Annotated in this window: 15 protein-coding genes, 1 tRNA gene, 2 rRNA genes and 1 pseudogene; 6 read left to right on the top strand and 13 right to left on the bottom strand. The window is 55.1% G+C overall.

Annotation, left to right across the window (positions count from 1 at the left end; all coding sequences use genetic code 11):
- Nucleotides 1–96: 96 nt before the first annotated feature.
- The 3 genes from rrf (KHQ28_RS13480) to rrf (KHQ28_RS13470) all read left to right on the top strand — a co-directional run bounded on the left by rrf (KHQ28_RS13480) (nucleotide 97) and on the right by rrf (KHQ28_RS13470) (nucleotide 456).
- Nucleotides 97–212: ribosomal RNA gene (rrf, locus tag KHQ28_RS13480) — 5S ribosomal RNA — on the top strand.
- Nucleotides 213–226: 14 nt separating this feature from the next.
- A tRNA-Thr gene (locus KHQ28_RS13475) sits at nucleotides 227–302 on the top strand.
- 38 nt (nucleotides 303–340) lie between these two features.
- Nucleotides 341–456 (top strand): 5S ribosomal RNA (rrf, locus tag KHQ28_RS13470).
- A gap of 408 nt (nucleotides 457–864) precedes the next feature.
- Here the strand turns inward: rrf (KHQ28_RS13470) and KHQ28_RS13465 are convergent.
- The 3 genes from KHQ28_RS13465 to KHQ28_RS13455 form a co-directional block, all read right to left on the bottom strand.
- Nucleotides 865–1,086 (bottom strand): membrane protein, encoded by a 222-nt coding sequence (locus KHQ28_RS13465; RefSeq protein ID WP_002919103.1) that lies wholly within the window; start codon nucleotides 1,084–1,086, stop codon nucleotides 865–867.
- Between the two features lie 292 nt (nucleotides 1,087–1,378).
- Nucleotides 1,379–4,489, bottom strand: coding sequence for an efflux RND transporter permease subunit (locus KHQ28_RS13460; protein ID WP_004144975.1), 3,111 nt, complete (start codon nucleotides 4,487–4,489; stop codon nucleotides 1,379–1,381).
- A gap of 12 nt (nucleotides 4,490–4,501) precedes the next feature.
- Nucleotides 4,502–5,641 carry an efflux RND transporter periplasmic adaptor subunit gene (locus KHQ28_RS13455; RefSeq protein ID WP_032418324.1) on the bottom strand — a complete coding sequence of 380 codons (1,140 nt, stop codon included), beginning with the start codon at nucleotides 5,639–5,641 and terminating at the stop codon, nucleotides 4,502–4,504.
- A 378-nt stretch (nucleotides 5,642–6,019) separates the two neighbouring features.
- On the opposite strand from KHQ28_RS13455, the gene envR reads away from it, so the two are divergent.
- Nucleotides 6,020–6,673, top strand: a complete 654-nt coding sequence (gene envR, locus KHQ28_RS13450) for an acrEF/envCD operon transcriptional regulator (RefSeq protein WP_004185881.1) — start codon at nucleotides 6,020–6,022, stop codon at nucleotides 6,671–6,673.
- Between the two features lie 84 nt (nucleotides 6,674–6,757).
- Here the strand turns inward: envR and fis are convergent, their stop codons facing one another.
- The 10 genes and pseudogenes from fis to msrP form a co-directional block, all read right to left on the bottom strand.
- The gene (gene fis, locus KHQ28_RS13445) at nucleotides 6,758–7,054 is read right to left on the bottom strand and encodes a DNA-binding transcriptional regulator Fis (protein WP_000462905.1); all 297 of its coding nucleotides are present in this window, start codon (nucleotides 7,052–7,054) and stop codon (nucleotides 6,758–6,760) included.
- Nucleotides 7,036–8,044 (bottom strand): annotated as a pseudogene (gene dusB, locus KHQ28_RS13440) (tRNA dihydrouridine synthase DusB). Before dusB ends, fis begins: the two are co-directional and overlap by 19 nt.
- 357 nt (nucleotides 8,045–8,401) lie before the next feature.
- Nucleotides 8,402–9,283, bottom strand: coding sequence for a 50S ribosomal protein L11 methyltransferase (gene prmA / locus KHQ28_RS13435; protein ID WP_032418325.1), 882 nt, complete (start codon nucleotides 9,281–9,283; stop codon nucleotides 8,402–8,404).
- A gap of 11 nt (nucleotides 9,284–9,294) precedes the next feature.
- Nucleotides 9,295–10,746 (bottom strand): sodium/pantothenate symporter, encoded by a 1,452-nt coding sequence (gene panF / locus KHQ28_RS13430; RefSeq protein ID WP_004188394.1) that lies wholly within the window; start codon nucleotides 10,744–10,746, stop codon nucleotides 9,295–9,297.
- Entirely contained in the window at nucleotides 10,736–10,978 is a 243-nt protein-coding gene (locus KHQ28_RS13425; protein WP_002918740.1) for a YhdT family protein, read from the bottom strand. Before KHQ28_RS13425 ends, panF begins: the two co-directional genes overlap by 11 nt.
- A 110-nt stretch (nucleotides 10,979–11,088) precedes the next feature.
- The gene (gene accC / locus KHQ28_RS13420) at nucleotides 11,089–12,438 is read right to left on the bottom strand and encodes an acetyl-CoA carboxylase biotin carboxylase subunit (protein WP_002918738.1); all 1,350 of its coding nucleotides are present in this window, start codon (nucleotides 12,436–12,438) and stop codon (nucleotides 11,089–11,091) included.
- A 10-nt stretch (nucleotides 12,439–12,448) separates the two neighbouring features.
- Nucleotides 12,449–12,916 (bottom strand): acetyl-CoA carboxylase biotin carboxyl carrier protein, encoded by a 468-nt coding sequence (gene accB, locus KHQ28_RS13415; protein WP_002918736.1) that lies wholly within the window; start codon nucleotides 12,914–12,916, stop codon nucleotides 12,449–12,451.
- A gap of 22 nt (nucleotides 12,917–12,938) precedes the next feature.
- Nucleotides 12,939–13,391 carry a type II 3-dehydroquinate dehydratase gene (gene aroQ, locus KHQ28_RS13410; protein WP_032418326.1) on the bottom strand — a complete coding sequence of 151 codons (453 nt, stop codon included), beginning with the start codon at nucleotides 13,389–13,391 and terminating at the stop codon, nucleotides 12,939–12,941.
- Nucleotides 13,392–13,614: 223 nt separating this feature from the next.
- Nucleotides 13,615–14,223 (bottom strand): protein-methionine-sulfoxide reductase heme-binding subunit MsrQ, encoded by a 609-nt coding sequence (gene msrQ / locus KHQ28_RS13405; RefSeq protein WP_004889547.1) that lies wholly within the window; start codon nucleotides 14,221–14,223, stop codon nucleotides 13,615–13,617.
- Nucleotides 14,223–15,224 carry a protein-methionine-sulfoxide reductase catalytic subunit MsrP gene (gene msrP, locus KHQ28_RS13400; protein ID WP_004174108.1) on the bottom strand — a complete coding sequence of 334 codons (1,002 nt, stop codon included), beginning with the start codon at nucleotides 15,222–15,224 and terminating at the stop codon, nucleotides 14,223–14,225. Before msrP ends, msrQ begins: the two co-directional genes overlap by 1 nt.
- Before the next feature lie 228 nt (nucleotides 15,225–15,452).
- On the opposite strand from msrP, the gene KHQ28_RS13395 reads away from it, so the two are divergent.
- Entirely contained in the window at nucleotides 15,453–15,644 is a 192-nt protein-coding gene (locus KHQ28_RS13395; protein ID WP_004144963.1) for a hypothetical protein, read from the top strand.
- A gap of 79 nt (nucleotides 15,645–15,723) precedes the next feature.
- The gene (gene csrD, locus KHQ28_RS13390; protein ID WP_002918686.1) at nucleotides 15,724–17,664 is read left to right on the top strand and encodes an RNase E specificity factor CsrD; all 1,941 of its coding nucleotides are present in this window, start codon (nucleotides 15,724–15,726) and stop codon (nucleotides 17,662–17,664) included.
- Nucleotides 17,665–17,966 lie beyond the last annotated feature (302 nt).

Here is a 17,966-nt window from a genome sequence, read left to right as displayed (position 1 = left end):
ACAACGCCGAAGATGTTTTGGCGGATTGAGAAAATTTTCAGCTCTGATACAGATTAATCGATACGTCGGTAAGACGTGTTGATAAAACAGAATTTGCCTGGCGGCACTAGCGCGGTGGTCCCACCTGACCCCATGCCGAACTCAGAAGTGAAACGCCGTAGCGCCGATGGTAGTGTGGGGTCTCCCCATGTGAGAGTAGGGAACTGCCAGGCATCAAATTTAGCGTGCTGATATGGCTCAGTTGGTAGAGCGCACCCTTGGTAAGGGTGAGGTCCCCAGTTCGACTCTGGGTATCAGCACCACTTTTTAGGTTAAAGTTCGGCACGTTGTAAAGAATTTGCCTGGCGACAATAGCGCGGCGGTCCCACCTGACCCCATGCCGAACTCAGAAGTGAAACGTCGTAGCGCCGATGGTAGTGTGGGGTCTCCCCATGTGAGAGTAGGGAATCGCCAGGCATCAAATAAAGCAAAAGGCCCAGTCGAAAGACTGGGCCTTTTGCTTTTGTATTATCTGTTGTTTGCCGATGAGCTTCTTTGCTGCCCAGGGAAAATCTAACTGGCATCGATATGAACATTGCGCAGCAACGGCCCGGAGAGAGGGACAGGACGTTCGCCATCATTGCTCACCATCAGAGTAAAGGCCCGCTCTTCGACCGGGCCTTTGGTGTTTGTTGGTTCTGAACCCTGAATCTGAAAAGTTTGCCGATAGCGATGGACGACTCATTGCCAGCGGTCTCTGGCAACAACAACGGCTAAGAAAGCTGGCGAACTATCGTCAGGAAGAGCCTGAATGATCGCTTACTTTGGGGAATGGAGTGGAGCAGATACAGGGGATATACCTGTATCTGCGGTTGGGGAAGCGATCTAGCGGGTCAGAGCAACGATCCCTAACGTGAGGCCGGCTACCGCGGCCGCACCCCCGGCGATTGCGCCTGCGGTTTCCCAGTTGTCTTCTGTTGTGCCTTTCATACAGGTATTGGTATGGACTAAGCGGCCTTGCGAGTCATAAACCGGTACGCAGGGAGAGTCATGGGCACAGCCTGCCAGTAGAGAGGCCAGCAGCGCCACGATTAAATACTTTTTCATGATATTACCTCTGGATAATCCGCTGGGTTGTACTGAAAGCCAGTGCAGAACGGAATGGCTTATTTTATCACCGCGGATTGTCCGGGCCGGAGGCCGAAATCATCTCAATATATGAGCCGCGTAAATATCGTGAAGATAAGCCCGGGAATATGCAGAAAAGATGGAGAGAAAGATTGTGATTCAGCGATGCTGCGTGCAATGGCGGTTGCCAGACTGCGGCGCGTTTAGCTGGCTGCCAATATTGCATGCGAAAAAAAGCACCCGCAAGGGGCGCCTTCAAGACATAGCCGAGTTATTCAGCGTGCCGGGTAAAGCGTCGTCTAACGACTACGAAGAACACCGGAACAAAGAAGATCGCCAGCAGCGTCGCGGTCAGCATCCCGCCCATCACGCCGGTGCCAACCGCATTCTGCGCCCCGCTGCCGGCACCATGGCTAATCACCAGCGGCATGACCCCGAGAATAAAGGCCAGAGAGGTCATCAGAATAGGCCGCAGGCGCATCCGCGATGCCTCCAGCGTGGCCTCAATGATCCCTTTCCCTTCTTTCTCCATCAGATCCTTGGCGAACTCGACGATCAGGATCGCATTCTTGGCCGACAAACCGATCGTGGTCAAGAGTCCGACCTGGAAGTAAACGTCATTATTCAGCCCACGCAGCGTGGCGGCTAACAGCGCGCCAATGACCCCTAGCGGAACCACTAACATGACTGAGAAGGGGATCGACCAGCTCTCATACAGCGCCGCCAGACACAGGAAGACGACGATCAGCGAGATGGCATAGAGCGCAGGCGCCTGGTTGCCGGAGAGCCGTTCCTGGTAAGACATCCCGGTCCAGTCATAACCGATGCCGCTCGGCAGTTTACTGGCCAGCGTTTCCATCAGCGCCATGGCTTCCCCGGTACTTTTGCCTGGCGAAGCTTCACCGAGGATCTCCATAGATGGCAACCCGTTGTAGCGCTCCAGGCGCGGCGAGCCATATATCCAGCGTGAAGTGACAAAGGCGGAGAACGGCACCATTTCGCCGTTGGCGCTACGAACATACATGTTGTTAATGTCGCTCGGCAGCATACGGAAGTGGGCATCAGCCTGAACGTACACTTTTTTCACGCGGCCGCGGTCAATAAAGTCATTGACGTAGTATCCGCCCAGCGCGGCTGATATCGTTTCATTGATATCGGAGAGCGATACGCCCAGCGCCTGCGCTTTTTCCTGATCGACATCCAGTTTGAACTGAGGGGTATCTTCCAGCCCATTAGGGCGTACCCGAACCAGCTGATCCGGATGCTGTTTCACCATGCCCAGCAGTTGATTGCGCGCCTGGGTCAGAGCGGTATGACCGAGTCCGCCCTGGTCGATCAGTTCAAAGTCGAAGCCGGTGGCGGTACCCAGCTCAATAATGGCTGGCATGTTGAACGGGAAAACCATGGCGTCTTTGATCTGGCTAAAGGCTACGGTGGCCCGCTTGATGATGGACTCCACGCTGTTTTCATCGCCGCTGCGCGCTTCCCAAGGCTTCAGGCTGACAAACGCCATACCGGAGTTTTGTCCCTGGCCGCTGAAGCTGAAGCCGTTAACGGTAAAGACGCTTTCGACGTTGGCCTTCTCGTTATGCAGGTAGTAGTCTGTCACCGTATCCAGGACCTTCTGCGTGCGCTCCTGGGTAGCACCGGACGGCAGCTGGATCATGGTCAGGAAGACGCCCTGGTCTTCGTCGGGCAGAAAGGACGTGGGCAAGCGCATGAACAGCACGGCCATCCCCACGACGATCAGCAGGTAGATCACCAGATAACGGCCAGTTCCACGTAAAATACCGCTGACGCTGTTGGTATAGTGGTTAACGCTCTGGTCGAAGCGGGCGTTAAACCAGCCGAAAAATCCTTTTTTCTCATGGTGTTCAGCTGAGGCTGGCTTCAACAACGTGGCGCAGAGCGCCGGCGTCAGTACCAGCGCAACCAGCACGGAGAGCGCCATGGCGGAGACGATGGTGATTGAAAACTGACGATAAATCGCGCCGGTTGAGCCGCCGAAAAAGGCCATCGGGACAAATACTGCGGAGAGCACCATGGCGATACCCACCAGCGCTCCCTGGATCTGCGACATAGATTTTTCCGTCGCTTCTTTTGGCGAGAGCTTCTCCTCAACCATCACACGTTCGACGTTTTCCACTACTACGATAGCGTCATCGACCAGCAGACCTATCGCCAACACCATGCCAAACATTGTCAGCGTGTTGATGGAGTAGCCAAACATCGACAATACCGCGAAGGTTCCCAACAGCACCACGGGTACGGCAATGGTTGGAATGAGCGTTGCGCGCATGTTCTGCAGGAACAGATACATGACAAGAAAGACGAGAATAATTGCTTCAAAAAGCGTTTTGACCACTTCGTGAATGGAGATTTTGACGAAAGGGGTCGTATCATACGGATAGACCACCTTCATCCCCTGAGGGAAGTAGGGCTGCAGCTCGGCCAGCTTCGCTTTAATCGCGGTGGCGGTATCCAGGGCGTTGGCGCCGGTCGCAAGCTTAATACCCAGACCAGAGGCAGGTTTACCGTTAATTCTGGCGACGACGTTATAGTTCTCTCCCCCCAGCTCAATGCGGGCGACGTCTTTCAGATGGACGACAGAGCCATCGGCATTGACCCGCAGCGTGACCTTGCCAAACTCCTGCGGATCTTTGAGCCGCGTCTGAGCGATGATTGACGCGTTCAACTGCTGGCCTTTCAGCGCTGGCGTACCCCCGAGCTGACCCGCGGCGATCTGATCGTTCTGGACCTGCAGCGCATTGATGACGTCCACCGGCGTCAGGTTGTATTTATTCAGCAGGTTGCCATCCAGCCAGACGCGCATAGCGTACTGCGCGCCGAACAGCTGCACATCGCCCACGCCGTTGAGGCGGCTAATAGGATCTTTGACATTGGAGGCAACATAGTCAGAAATATCGTCCTGGGTGGTGGTCGGGTTATCAGAGATAAAGCCGGCGACCAACAGGAAGCTGCTACTGGATTTCTCGACGCTAATCCCTTGCTGCTGTACTTCCTGGGGCAGCAGCGGCGTGGCCAGCTGCAGTTTGTTTTGCACCTGTACCTGGGCAATATCGGGATCGGTACCCGATTTAAAGGTGAGCGTAATGGTTACCGAACCGGCAGAGTCGCTGGTCGACGACATATACATCAGATTGTCGATGCCGTTCATATTCTGCTCGATAACCTGAGTGACCGTATCCTGTACGGTCTGGGCATCTGCACCGGGGTAGGTGGCGGAGATCGCTACCGCAGGAGGGGCGATTGTCGGGTACTGAGCTATCGGCAGCTGCAGGATGGCCAGGCCGCCGGCAATCATCATAATGATGGCCAGCACCCAGGCGAAGACCGGTCGATGAATAAAAAACTTAGACATGGCAGGGTATCCTTATTGTGCGGCTGGCGCCGCACGCTCCGCTTCCGCTTTGACAGTGACGCCTGGACGGACTTTCTGTAAGCCGCTGACAATCACTTTATCGCCCGGCTTCAGCCCACTGGTGATAAGCCACTTATCGCCAACGGCCTGAGTCGCGACCACTTCCCGGGTTTCAACCTGGTTTTTGTCATTCACCAGCATCACGGAGGCATCACCACGCGGCGTGCGGGTCACCCCTTGCTGCGGTACCAGGATAGCCTGCGGATCGACGCCTTCGTCTATGCGGGCGCGGACGAACATCCCTGGCAGCAGGACATGCTGCGGGTTAGGGAAGATAGCGCGCAGAGTAATTGAGCCCGTACTTTCATCAACAGTGACGTCAGAAAACTGCAGTGAACCTTTGAGCGGATAGGCCTGGCCGTTCTCCATGACCAGCTCAACGCTTTTGGTATCACCGCCGCGCTGCAGGCTTTCCTGCTTAAGGCGCATGAAGTCATTACTGGACTCCGTCACGTCAACATAGATGGGATCGAGCTGCTGGACGGTAGCCAGGGCATCCGACTGGCCGTTGGTGACCAGCGCCCCTTCGGTGACGCTCGATTTACCGATGCGCCCGCTAATGGGGGAGGTTACTTTGGTGTAGGCCAGGTTGATACGGGCCGTTTCCACGGCAGCTTTGGTGGCGATGACATCGGCATCGGCCTGGCGGGCGGTGGCCACTGCCTGATCGTATTCCTGCTGGCTGATATATTTAGTACCCAGCAGTGGAACGTAGCGTTTCACCGTCAAATGGGCGATAGCGGCCGCGGCTTCGGCTTTGGCCTCATCGCCTTTGGCGCTGTTCCACGCCGCCTGGTAGGTCGCCGGATCGATCTGATAGAGCGACTGGCCTGCTTCGACATCACTTCCTTCAACAAAGTTACGCTTCAGAATGATACCGCTCACCTGGGGGCGGACTTCCGCTACGCGAAAAGCAGAGGTTCGGCCCGGCAGTTCGGTGGTGACTGATAGCGGCGCGCTGTTGACGACATGGACCGTCACCTGCGGCGCCTGCGCATGGGGTTGCTGGTTGTCAGAATTATCGCAACCGGTTAGCAATAAGGCCGAGATAATTAAACCGGATAAAAGTGTCACTCTGGCGTGAGTCGTCATGGCGGTTCCTTATAGATTACGTACCCAATCAGGCGGCGAATCTGTGAAAGAAAGAGGGAATCAAAAAGCAGTTTGCCATCCTACAAATAAACGCCGTTGGATGTAAGAGATACTTATTTTTAAGCAATCAGCAAGGCACGCAAAAACAAAAAAATGGTCACTGTAGTATTGCGATTTATCGCAATTGTAAAAGTTGATAAATAGACATTATTTCAGTGAATGTATTTTCCGGTGATATTCACTTGAATAATTAATTCTCTTTTTGCATCAGGATTAACTTGTCTGCATTTTTGCTAAATAATACTTCATGGCAAATGCTAGATTAATTCTAATTAAGAATATCCTATATTATCTGCTTATCGGGAAGTGGGGCCTTGTATGGCAAGAAAAACAAAAGAAGAGGCGCAGCGCACGCGGCAGCTCCTGATTGAGTCCGCAATCCAGCAGTTCGCCCTGCGCGGAGTAACCAACACCACCCTGACGGATATCGCCGATGCGGCGGGAGTGACTCGCGGCGCGGTGTACTGGCATTTTGCCAGTAAGACGGAGCTGTTTAATGAAATGTGGCAGCAGCAGCCGCCGCTTAGAGATTTGATTCAGCCCAGTCAGGCCATAGAGTACGAACAGGAGCCGTTAAATGCTTTACGCGAGCGGTTTATTGCAGGCCTGCGCTATATTGCTGCGAATCCTCGACAGCGCGCTCTGATGCAAATTCTTTATCAGCGCTGTGAGTTTTCCAGTGATATGCTTTCGGAATACGAAATTCGCCAACGTATTGGTTTTAATTATTCACTCATTGGCGGCATCCTGCAGTGCTGCGTGCGTAACAATATATTGCCAGCCGAAACAAACATTGAGATGATATTAATTGTTTTACACAGTGCTTTTTCCGGGCTGATTAAAAACTGGCTGCTCGATCCGCAACGCTTCGATCTTTATCAGCAGGCGCCTGCGCTGGTGGATAATATAATGGCGGTGGTCTGTGCTGCGCGTTTATCGGGAGGGCCTGCGCTACGGCTGGTGAATCAGTAATGAGTTCTGTTGGCGCAGATAATAAAAAAGGCGCTTCCCCATGCCGAAGAGCGCCTTTTATATCAAGCAAGCAACTGACTAGTATCAGTTCATGCCGTATTTTTTCAGTTTTTTACGCAGCGTACCGCGGTTGATGCCCATCATCAGAGCAGCGCGGGTCTGGTTACCACGGGTGTATTGCATCACCATGTCCAACAGGGGCTGTTCAACTTCAGCCAGTACCAGCTCATACAGGTCATTCACATCCTGACCGTTCAGTTGAGCAAAATAGTTCTTCAGTGCCTGTTTAACCGAGTCACGCAGGGGCTTTTGAGTTACCTGATCCTGAGAGTTAACGGTAGAAACGGTCAGTACGTCAGAATTTACGCGTTGTTCGAACATAGTTCTGTCAGCTCTTTATTTCTATTACGCAAAATTTTCGAAGTATGCCTCCAACGCCTCCAGCTGTTCGCTGGCATCCTCAATGGCGTTGAATGTGCGCCGAAACTGGTCATCTGGAGCATGTTCCTGAAGATACCAGGAGACGTGTTTACGCGCGATTCGGTACCCTTTTGCCTGACCATAAAAGTCATGCAACTCCCGAACGTGCGCACAAAGCAAGCGCTTCACCTCTGCCAGCGGCAGCGGGGGTAGCAGCTCTCCAGTGTCCAGATAATGCTGGATTTCCCGAAAGATCCAGGGTCTTCCCTGAGCTGCACGGCCTATCATCAGGGCATCAGCCCCTGTATAGTCGAGCACAGCTCTGGCTTTAAGCGGGTCAGTAATGTCGCCATTCGCGATAATCGGAATGGAAACTTTCTGCTTAACTGCCCGAATACTGTCGTACTCAGCGTCTCCGTTAAACAAGCAGGCGCGGGTGCGTCCGTGAATAGTCAGAGCCTGAATGCCACACTCTTCGGCCAGTTGGGCAATCTCTACGCAGTTACGGTGTTCCGGTTCCCAACCGGTGCGAATCTTGAGAGTCACAGGAACGTCCACCGCGTTAACGACCGCCGTCAGGATCGACTTCACCTGGTCGGGGTACTGCAAGAGGGCTGAACCTGCAAGCTTGCGATTCACCTTTTTCGCCGGGCATCCCATATTGATATCAATAATCTGGGCGCCGCTTTCCACGTTAATCCGCGCGGCGGCAGCCATCTCTTCCGGCACGCTACCGGCGATTTGCACGGTACGAATACCGGGCTCATCGATATGCACCATCCGTAAACGGGACTTGTCGCTCTCCCACACCTGTGGGTTAGAAGACATCATCTCGGAAACGGTTAAACCCGCTCCCATCTCGTAGCACAGCGTCCGGAATGGTCTGTCAGTAATGCCAGCCATGGGCGCTGCGATCAGGCGATTTCTGAGCTGGTGGTGTCCGATGCGCATGAGTTAAGAAATGACCATACTGTGACTGCAAGGCGGCGTATATTACGCATTTTTTGCACGAGATGAAAGGCCAAACTTTGAGCAATCCTCTGTTGCAGATCAATGAATCCGGGACTAGCGTAAAAGGGATGAATAAATACTTATATTAATCATTGATTTAATGGATGATGGATAATTTGTGTCCATTTATAAAATCATAAAACTTCTCGATTTTTCTTGGATAAACTGGCCGCATGGCGATATAAAACGCTGTTTTTGTAGCCAAAAAAGTGCTCTGTAGTGCGATCTGCCTCTCATTTCCTGGCATTATTTGGTGGCTACTGGAAACAAAAATGCGGCCCGTAGGCCGCATCGCGCTTAGTTTTTCCGGCCGGTAATCCGGCACCACTCTTCCTTCTCGACCACCGGGTCAAGGGTGAAGAGATCGGCGTAGGCTTCACAGACGCTCTCCGCCTGGCTGGCAAGGATGCCGGAAAGCCCCAGCAAACCGCCTGAAACGGGCAGGACGCTGATTAATGGCGCCAGCTCACGTAACGGGCCTGCCAGGATATTCGCGACCACCACGTCGGCTTTCATCGACTCCGGTTGGTCCTGAGGAAGATAGAGCTCCAGGCATTCAGAAACGCCGTTACGCTGCGCGTTATCACGACTGGCCTGAATAGCCTGCGGGTCGATATCAATCCCGATTGCTTTTGCCGCCCCCAGCTTCAGTGCGGCAATCGCCAGGATGCCGGAGCCGCAGCCGAAATCAATCACCGTTTTTCCGTTGAGGTCGAGCCCATCCAGCCACTGCAGGCACAGGGATGTCGTCGGATGCGTACCGGTGCCAAAGGCCAGACCCGGATCGAGCATCACGTTGACGGCATTTTCATCCGGAACATCGCGCCAGCTTGGGCAGATCCATAGCCGCTCCCCGAAGCGCATGGGGTGGAAGTTATCCATCCATTCCCGTTCCCAGTCTTTATCTTCCAGCTGCTCGATCTTATGCGCGAACCCGGCGCCCAGCAGCGGATGCTGCTCCAGTTGGGCAACGACCGCTTTCATATCGGTTTCAGCATCGAACAGGCCGATTACGTCGGTATCCCCCCACAGGCGGGTTTCCCCGGGCAATGGCTCAAATACCGGCGTATCGTGCGTATCCTGGAAGGTGATCGAGACCGATCCGGCCTCCATCAGCGCATCGCTAAGATCTTCAGCGTTCGCGCCGGTGGTATTTAGTTTCAGTTGGATCCATGGCATAGCAAAACTCTTTATTTATCAGTAGTCAAAATGGGGGACTGTGGGGCGGGACGACCGAAACGGTTCCCCGCCACAAACGCCAGCAAACTCAGCAGCAGCGCGGGAACGATCGGGTGAAAGCCCAGAAACTGCACTTTCAGCGTGGCCAGTACGGCATACAGGACGCCGCCTACGATCATCGCGCTCAGCGCGCCAGCCGCGTTGGCGCGTTCCCAGTAAAGGCCCAGCACCAGCGGCCACAGGAAGACGGCTTCCAGGCCGCCGAAGGCCAGCAGGTTCAGCCAGATTATCATCTCCGGCGGCCGCCAGGCCGCGAGCAGCAACAAGACCCCCAGCAGGAGCGTGATGCCGGCGGACATGCGTTTAAGCCGCTTTTCGTTAGTCGCCTGATCCGGCCGCCAGTTCAGGTACAGATCTTTGATGATCGTAGCGGAACTTTGCAGAAGTTGGGCATTGATCGTCGACATAATCGCCGCCATCGGCGCGGCAAGGAAGATCCCGGCGGCAAAGGGCGGAAGCACTTTAACCATCAGCGTCGGGATCACCAGATCCGGCACGGTTAAATCGGGGATCACCGCCCGGCCTAATGCCCCAGCCAGATGCATGCCAAACATCAGGATCGCCACCACGATGGTGCCGATAATGATGCCGCGATGCACGGCTTTGCTGTCTTTGTAGGAGATACAGCGCACTGCGGTATGTGGCAGACCAATAACGCCGAAGCAGACCAGCACCCAAAACGAGGCCATAAAGGTTGGCGAGAGGATATCTTCCGCGCCCTGCGGGGACACCAGCTTGACGTCGATCGACTGCAGCGTCTCTACCGCATGGCCAACCCCCCCGGCGGCGTGGATCACGCCTACCAGCAGCACGATCGTGCCGATCAGCATTACCATGCCCTGCATCGTGTCGTTGAGCACGCTGGCGCGAAAGCCGCCATAGGCGGTATACAGCGCGATGCTGACCCCGAAGATCAGCAGGCCGGTATCGTAAGGAATACCGGCAGCCGTCTCCAGCAGGCGGGCGCCGCCGATAAACTGGACGGTCATGGCGCCAACAAAGGCCACCAGCAGACTCAGGCTGGCCAGCCAGACCAGCAGGCGACTCTGATAGCGCGCAAACAGCATGTCATTGAGGGTGACAGCATTATAGCGACGCGCAAGGATGGCGAATTTTTTCCCCAGCACGCCCAGCGACAGCCAGATGGCGGGGAGCTGGATCATCGCCAGCAGCACCCAGCCCAGGCCGTATTTATAGGCGGCGCCGGGTCCGCCTATAAATGAGCTGGCGCTGATATAGGTGGCGGTTAGCGTCATGGCCAGCACGAAGCCGCCCATCGAGCGGCTGCCGAGAAAGTACTCATTAAGAAAGCTACCTGAGGCGCGTTTTCTCATGGCGTAGAGGGATAAACCGAACACCACCACCAGGTAGGCGATCAGGGGAATAATGACCTCAAACTGCATCATCGTCCTCCAGAGAAATATCGCGGAAAATCAGTTTGACCATCGCCCAGCACAGCAGAATGAACAGCAGCGGTACCAGCAGGCAGGCCATTTCAAACCAGTGTGGCAGGCCGGTAAAGCCAATAGCCACCCCCGGCAGATAGGCGGCGGCCAGCCAGGCGGCAAGGTAGAGAAGGGTCAGCCACAGCGCCCAGCGCGCTTCTTTGTGGGCCTGAACAAAGCGTTTGTCCATTTTTTGTCCCTTGAGGATGAAGAAAGCGGGGATTGTACCGCATGGTATAGATGAGGAGAGAGAAAAAGAAAAAAGGCCGGTTTACCCGGCCTTTTGCTGAGAGAGCAGAATTATTTTTCCTGCAAGCCGAGTTTTTTCTCCAGATAGTGGATATTGGTGCCACCATGCTGGAAATTCTCGTCGCTCATAATGCGCATCTGCAGATCGACGTTGGTTTTGATGCCATCGATGATCAGCTCCTGCAGCGCATTCTTCATGCGGGCAATCGCCACGTCACGGCTTTCGCCGTAGCAGATCAGTTTACCGATCATGGAGTCATAGTACGGCGGTACGGTGTAACCGGCGTAAATATGTGACTCCCAGCGCACGCCAAAGCCACCCGGCGCGTGGAAACGGGTGATTTTGCCCGGGCTCGGCAGGAAGGTGTTCGGGTCTTCGGCGTTGATACGGCATTCCACCGCATGGCCGCGAACCACCACTTCATCCTGCTTGATGGACAGCGGCTGGCCGGCTGCGATACGCAGCTGCTCTTTGATCAGGTCAACGCCGGTGATCATTTCAGTTACCGGATGCTCTACCTGGATACGGGTGTTCATTTCAATGAAGTAGAACTCGCCGTTTTCGAACAGGAACTCAAAGGTACCCGCCCCGCGGTAGCCGATATCCACACAGGCTTTCGCGCAACGCTCGCCGATGTAGCGACGCAGTTCCGGGGTGATGCCCGGCGCCGGCGCTTCTTCGACCACTTTCTGATGACGGCGCTGCATGGAGCAGTCACGTTCAGCCAGATAGATAGCGTTACCCTGACCATCCGCCAGCACCTGAATTTCAATGTGGCGTGGGTTTTCCAGGTATTTCTCCATGTAGACCATGTCGTTGTTGAAAGCCGCTTTGGCTTCCGCTTTGGTCATGGAGATGGATTGCGCCAGTTCAGCGTCGCTACGTACAACGCGCATACCGCGACCGCCGCCGCCGCCGGAGGCTTTGATGATCACCGGGTAGCCGATGCGTTTGGCATGGGCGCGGTTAGCGTCCATGTCGTCGCCCAGCGGGCCATCAGAACCTGGAACGGTCGGAACGCCAGCTTTCTTCATGGCGGTGATGGCGGACACTTTGTCGCCCATCAGGCGGATAGTGTCGGCTTTCGGGCCGATGAAGATGAAACCGGAGCGCTCAACCTGCTCAGCAAAATTAGCGTTCTCAGAGAGGAAGCCATAACCCGGGTGAATCGCTACCGCGCCAGTGATCTCAGCGGCGCTGATAATGGCCGGAATGTTCAGATAGCTTTTTACGGACGGAGCCGGACCGATGCAGACCGTCTCATCCGCTAACAATACGTGTTTTAGATCGCGATCCGCAGTGGAGTGCACAGCGACAGTCTTGATGCCCAATTCTTTACAGGCACGCAGGATGCGCAGTGCGATCTCGCCACGGTTAGCGATGACAATTTTATCCAGCATGTTCGCCTCGTTACTCGATAACTACCAGCGGCTCGTCGAATTCTACCGGTTGGCCGCTTTCGATCAGAATGGCTTTCACCACGCCGGCTTTGTCGGCTTCGATCTGGTTCATCATTTTCATCGCTTCGACGATGCACAGGGTGTCGCCCACGTTAACTTTCTGGCCAACTTCCACAAACGCTTTCGCGTCCGGGCTCGGCGTACGATAGAAAGTACCAACCATCGGGGAACGTACGATGTGACCACTGATTTCCGCTTTCGCCGGCGCTTCAGCCGCAGCAGCTGGTGCGGCAGTCGCGGCGGCAGGCGCCTGAGGCTGCATCATCGGCGCAGCATAAGCCTGCTGCATAACCGGATAGCTTGCGGCCGGTGCAGAGCGGCTGATGCGAACAGACTCTTCGCCTTCAGAAATTTCCAGTTCGGAGATACCTGATTCTTCAACCAGCTCGATCAGTTTTTTAATCTTACGAATATCCATGAGTGGGTTCCGTACTCTTTGTTTAGTGTGATTGTGACAGGCGTTTTACCGCCGTCTGTAAAGCGTATGAATAACCATCCGCCCCCAGCCCGCAAATGACGCCAGCGGCGACATCTGACAGATACGAGTGCTGGCGGAAGGGTTCGCGTGCATGCACATTGCTCAGGTGAATCTCGATAAACGGGATGTTCACGGCGAGCAAAGCGTCACGGATTGCTACGCTGGTATGCGTGAACGCGGCCGGATTAATCAGGATATAGTCCACGTTGTCTTTAGCCTGATGAATTCGGTCGATTAACGCATACTCCGCGTTGGACTGCAGGTGATCCAGACTCACATTCAGCGCCGCCGCTTCAGATGTTAAACGGTTAACAATTTCAGCCAGCGTGAGAGGGCCATACTTCTCAGGCTCGCGGGTACCGAGCATGTTAATGTTTGGACCATTCAAAAGCAAAATGTGAAACTTAACTGCCATTGTGTGGCGAACTCCTGCCATTTTCGGGTAAAAAACAACATATACCTTCAATGCGCCCTTGTCACCTTTTCAGGGTCAGAAAACCCCGTCAGGAAAACCAAAGTCGCACATTATAACGATTTCGTAGCAATTGGCAGCTAAATACTGGTCTTATCAGGGAAGATTATCAACCGCTATCTGAAAAAGAGTCGCGGTTGATAAAGGATCTGCGGGAAACTGCACATTACCGGATTGAGCGCCACCACTGGCGGAACTTCTTGTAACGCCATGTCAATAGCCCCGCTGCCAGCAGGGCATATATAACGGGCTGCGGCGAGACGATCTTCACTGACCACAGGTAGTGTATCGGCGCGAGGATCGCCACCAGATAGACGAAGTTGTGTAAAAGTTGCCAGCGACGCCCCAGTTTTCGCTGCATCGCTTGCGTGGAGGTCACCGCCAGCGCCAGCAGAATCGCCCAGCTGATCATGCCCAATGTCAGATAGGGGCGGGTGATAATCTCCGAGCCCAGCAGCGCCAGATTGTTAATGCCCAGCTCCAGTAGGGTATAGCTGGTCAGGTGCAGCGTCGCCCAGGCAAAACACCATAAACCTAACAGCCGACGAACGCGAATCAATAATGGCTGCTTCGCATAGCGCGCCAGCGGAGAGACCAGCAGCGTCGCCAGCAGAAACTTAAGCGCCATTCTGCCGGTAAAGTGCTGGATATCCTTGGCTGGATCGGCGCTAAAGTAGCCCTGGTGCCCGGCCCAGAATAACCAGACCAGCGGCAAAAACCCCGCAAGGTGAAGTAAAACCTTCAGCCAGACGATCTGTTTGACGGTGAAACGCACTAGAAGTTCTCCCGCAGATTCATGCCGCGATACAGCGACGCCACTTCGTCGGCATAGCCATTAAACAGCAACGTCGGTTGACGCTTCACATCGAGCACGCCGCCGGCGCCGATAAACCGCTCGCTAGCCTGCGACCAGCGGGGGTGATCGACGTGCGGATTGACGTTGGCGAAGAAGCCGTATTCGTCCGGCGCCGCCAGGTTCCAGGTGGTTGGCGGCCGCTCGCGGGTCAGCTCGATACTAACAATGGATTTTATGCCTTTAAAACCGTACTTCCACGGCACGGTCAGGCGGACCGGCGCGCCGTTTTGCGGCGGCAGCGCTTTGCCATACACCCCGACGGTGAGTAGCGTCAGCGGGTGCATCGCTTCATCCAGCCGTAGCCCCTCCACGTAAGGGTAAGCGAGCCCCCCGCCGATAAACCGGTCTTTCTGGCCGGGCATTTGATCCGGAGCATAGAGGGTTTTGAAGGCCACATAGCGCGCGCTGCTGGTGGGCTCCACCAGCGCCAGCAGTTTATGCAGCGGGAAGCCGACCCAGGGGACCACCATCGACCAGGCTTCCACACAGCGCATACGATAAATGCGCTCTTCCAGCGGGAAGCGTTTGGTCAGATCGTCATGGTCAAGGGTCAGAGGTTTCGCCACTTCGCCACCGATGGTGAGCGTCCAGGGATCGGTGCGCAGGCTACCCGCGTTCGCCGCCGGATCGGCTTTATCGAGGCCGAATTCATAAAAATTATTGTAACCGGCGACCTTATCTTCTGGGGTAAGCGTCAGATTAGCCTGCCACTCGGCGGGTTTAGCAAACTCCAGGGCCTTGCCCGCTGGCGCTGGTGGGCGGTCGTGGCCTTTAAACCAGTCCAGCAGGTCGGCCTGCGCGGCGGCGGGAAGGGAAAGCGCGGTCGCGCTGATACCCAGCATTTTCAGCACCTGGCGCCGCTTGAGCATAAAAACGGATTCGGCCGTGACGTCGGCTTCCGTCAGTTTTTTTCTTTTCATGGTGTCCTCCGTCATGCGTTTTCCTAAGCATGACGGAGACGGCGATGAATGGCGAATATGTCACGAAAAATTGCACATTAGGATAAGGAGCCGCCGCCGAAGCAGAGGCGCGGTCGTCCAGGAATCATCGGAAAGTGGCGCAAGACGTTTCCTTTGCCGCGCATGACCCGGCATCTTTAGCAGGGAAAAGGGGGCGGTAAGCTGGCCAGACGGTATAGCGGTAATAATTTGCGCCGCCGGCGCGGGTTTGTCATCCTGCGTCTAAAATTAAAGCGCTTCTGGCGCAGGCCGCAGGCGGGCGACGATTGGCAAATTTTTTCTGCAAACTATACTCGCTATCGGCATACTTTTACCGATAATACGCATTCCATTGCCAGACTCGCCATCTTTGATAGTATGCGTCGCGCTTTAAAAGGTTAATGCTTGCGGCAAGGCGCGCGCCGGCACGGGAGCCTGATGGTTCATCGGGTAGTCATTCACTCGCGGAGTTAACACAGGGATGCGATTAACGACGAAGTTCTCAGCCTTTATTACGCTGCTAACTAGCCTGACCATCTTTGTCACGCTGATTGGCGCTTCGCTGAGTTTTTATAACGGCATTGAGAACAAGGTCGAAAACCGCGTTCAGGCGGTGGCGACCATGCTGGATAACCGGCTCATCACCACCTCTTTCGATAAGCTTGAACCGCAGTTGGATGAGCTGATGACGCCGATCGAGATCGTGCATATCGATTTCATGCTCAACGGCAAACCGCTCTACAGCCATTCCCGACCCGATAGCTATCGCCCGCTCGGCAGCCATGAGCAATTCCGTGAGATCACGGTTCAGTCGCTTAAACATCCTGGCATTACGCTGCATCTGGTCTACGTTGACCCGATGGTGAACTATTTCCGTTCGCTGTCGATCACTGCCCCGCTGTCGATCTCCATTGGCTTCATGGTGGTGATTATTTTCTTCGCCGTCCGCTGGATCCGCCGCCAGCTGGCCGGCCAGGAGCTGCTGGAGCTGCGTTCCACGCGTATCCTGAGCGGCGAGCGCGGGCCGCAGGTGCGCGGGTCGGTCTATGAATGGCCGGCCAGCACCAGTAGCGCCCTGGATATGCTGCTGTCGGAGCTGCAGTTCGCCAGCGATCAGCGCAGCCGGATGGATACGCTTATTCGCTCCTACGCGGCGCAGGATTCGAAAACCGGACTGAATAACCGCCTGTTTTTTGACAATCAGCTGGCCACGCTGCTGGAAGACCAGGAGAAGGTGGGAGCCTACGGCATCGTGATGATGATCCGTCTGCCGGAGTTTGATCTGCTACGGGACAACTGGGGACGGGCGGCGGCCGAAGAACATTACTTTACGCTTATCAACCTGCTCTCTACCTTTATTATGCGTTACCCCGGCGCGCTGTTGGCGCGCTATCACCGTAGCGACTTCGCCGTGCTGCTGCCGCACCGTACGTTGAAAGAGGCGGATAGTATCGCCGGCCTGTTGCTGAAGGCGATGGATGCGCTGCCTCCAACGCGTATCCTCGATCGCGACGATATGATGCATATCGGCATCTGTTCGTTCCGCAGCGGGCAATCGGCGGCGCAGGTGATGGAACATGCGGAAGCGGCGACGCGCAACGCGGTGCTGCAGGGCAGCAACAGCTGGTCGGTCTATGATGACACCCTTCCGGAGAAAGGTCGCGGCAACGTTCGCTGGCGAACGCTGATCGAACAGATGCTGAGCCGCGGCGGGCCGCGGTTGTACCAAAAACCTGCTGTCACCCGCGACGGGCGGGTACATCATCGTGAACTGATGTCGCGGATGTACGACGGTAAAGAAGAGGTGATTGCAGCGGAATACATGCCGATGGTGCTGCAGTTTGGCCTGGCGGAGGAGTATGACCGCCTGCAGGTAACGCGCCTGCTGCCGTTTTTAGGCTTCTGGCCCGAGGAGAATCTGGCGCTCCAGCTGTCGGTGGAGTCGCTGATCCGTCCGCGTTTCCAGCGCTGGCTGCGCGATGCCTTGATGCAGTGTGAAAAATCGCAGCGTCAGCGGATTATTTTTGAACTTGCAGAGGCAGATGTTTGTCAATATATCGGCCGTCTGCAGCCGGTTATGCGATTGGTTAACGCTCTGGGCGTTCGGGTGGCAGTGGTTCAGGCGGGGTTAACCCTGGTTGGAACCAGCTGGATCAAGCAGCTGGATGCGGAGCTGATCAAACTGCATCCGGGTCTGGCGCGCAACATCGAAAAGCGCAGCGAGAACCAACTGCTGGTGCAAAGCCTGGTGGAAGCCTGTAAAGGCATGCCTATGCAAGTTTTTGCGACGGGCGTACGCAGCCGCAGCGAGTGGTTGGTACTGTCCCAATGCGGTGTCACGGGCGGGCAGGGGGAATTTTTTGCCGCCTCACAGCCACTTGACACAAATGTGAAAAAATATTCGCAAAGATACTCGGTTTGATCTGCCGTTTAGCGTGATTTCACGTAGAATAACGCGCGCCATCGTGAAGGGGGTGTGCTTGTCTACCTGCCGGATCATCGCAATGTAAATGCCAGTGACCCTCCTTTGACAGGTTACAAATTCAGGCGTGGAGCGCTGCTGAAGATTTCAGCAATGAACGGAGTCGGGAAAATTTGTAACAAAGGAAATGAACTGCACTAATTTTCACCGCAGCAGGTGATTTTTGCGCCTTGTCGCTGCTGCGTGTGGTTGGTAAAGTAAGCGGATTTTGTTTTCCGCCCCAGCTTTCAGGATTATCCCTT

The sequence above is a fragment of the Klebsiella sp. 28 genome, assembly GCF_018223905.1.
In the GTDB taxonomy this organism is placed as follows: domain Bacteria; phylum Pseudomonadota; class Gammaproteobacteria; order Enterobacterales; family Enterobacteriaceae; genus Klebsiella; species Klebsiella pneumoniae.
This window is presented reverse-complemented; position numbering and strand designations above follow the sequence as displayed.

What these genes read in the sequence shown, in the direction of transcription:
- fis (WP_000462905.1), bottom strand. Translation starts at nt 7,054, where the DNA reads ATGTTCGAACAACGCGTAAATTCTGACGTACTGACCGTTTCTACCGTT.
- accB (WP_002918736.1), bottom strand. Translation starts at nt 12,916, where the DNA reads ATGGATATTCGTAAGATTAAAAAACTGATCGAGCTGGTTGAAGAATCA.
- accC (WP_002918738.1), bottom strand. Translation starts at nt 12,438, where the DNA reads ATGCTGGATAAAATTGTCATCGCTAACCGTGGCGAGATCGCACTGCGC.
- prmA (WP_032418325.1), bottom strand. Translation starts at nt 9,283, where the DNA reads ATGCCATGGATCCAACTGAAACTAAATACCACCGGCGCGAACGCTGAA.
- envR (WP_004185881.1), top strand. Translation starts at nt 6,020, where the DNA reads ATGGCAAGAAAAACAAAAGAAGAGGCGCAGCGCACGCGGCAGCTCCTG.
- msrP (WP_004174108.1), bottom strand. Translation starts at nt 15,224, where the DNA reads ATGAAAAGAAAAAAACTGACGGAAGCCGACGTCACGGCCGAATCCGTT.
- KHQ28_RS13460 (WP_004144975.1), bottom strand. Translation starts at nt 4,489, where the DNA reads ATGTCTAAGTTTTTTATTCATCGACCGGTCTTCGCCTGGGTGCTGGCC.
- KHQ28_RS13455 (WP_032418324.1), bottom strand. Translation starts at nt 5,641, where the DNA reads ATGACGACTCACGCCAGAGTGACACTTTTATCCGGTTTAATTATCTCG.
- KHQ28_RS13425 (WP_002918740.1), bottom strand. Translation starts at nt 10,978, where the DNA reads ATGGACAAACGCTTTGTTCAGGCCCACAAAGAAGCGCGCTGGGCGCTG.
- KHQ28_RS13465 (WP_002919103.1), bottom strand. Translation starts at nt 1,086, where the DNA reads ATGAAAAAGTATTTAATCGTGGCGCTGCTGGCCTCTCTACTGGCAGGC.
- csrD (WP_002918686.1), top strand. Translation starts at nt 15,724, where the DNA reads ATGCGATTAACGACGAAGTTCTCAGCCTTTATTACGCTGCTAACTAGC.
- panF (WP_004188394.1), bottom strand. Translation starts at nt 10,746, where the DNA reads ATGCAGTTTGAGGTCATTATTCCCCTGATCGCCTACCTGGTGGTGGTG.
- aroQ (WP_032418326.1), bottom strand. Translation starts at nt 13,391, where the DNA reads ATGGCAGTTAAGTTTCACATTTTGCTTTTGAATGGTCCAAACATTAAC.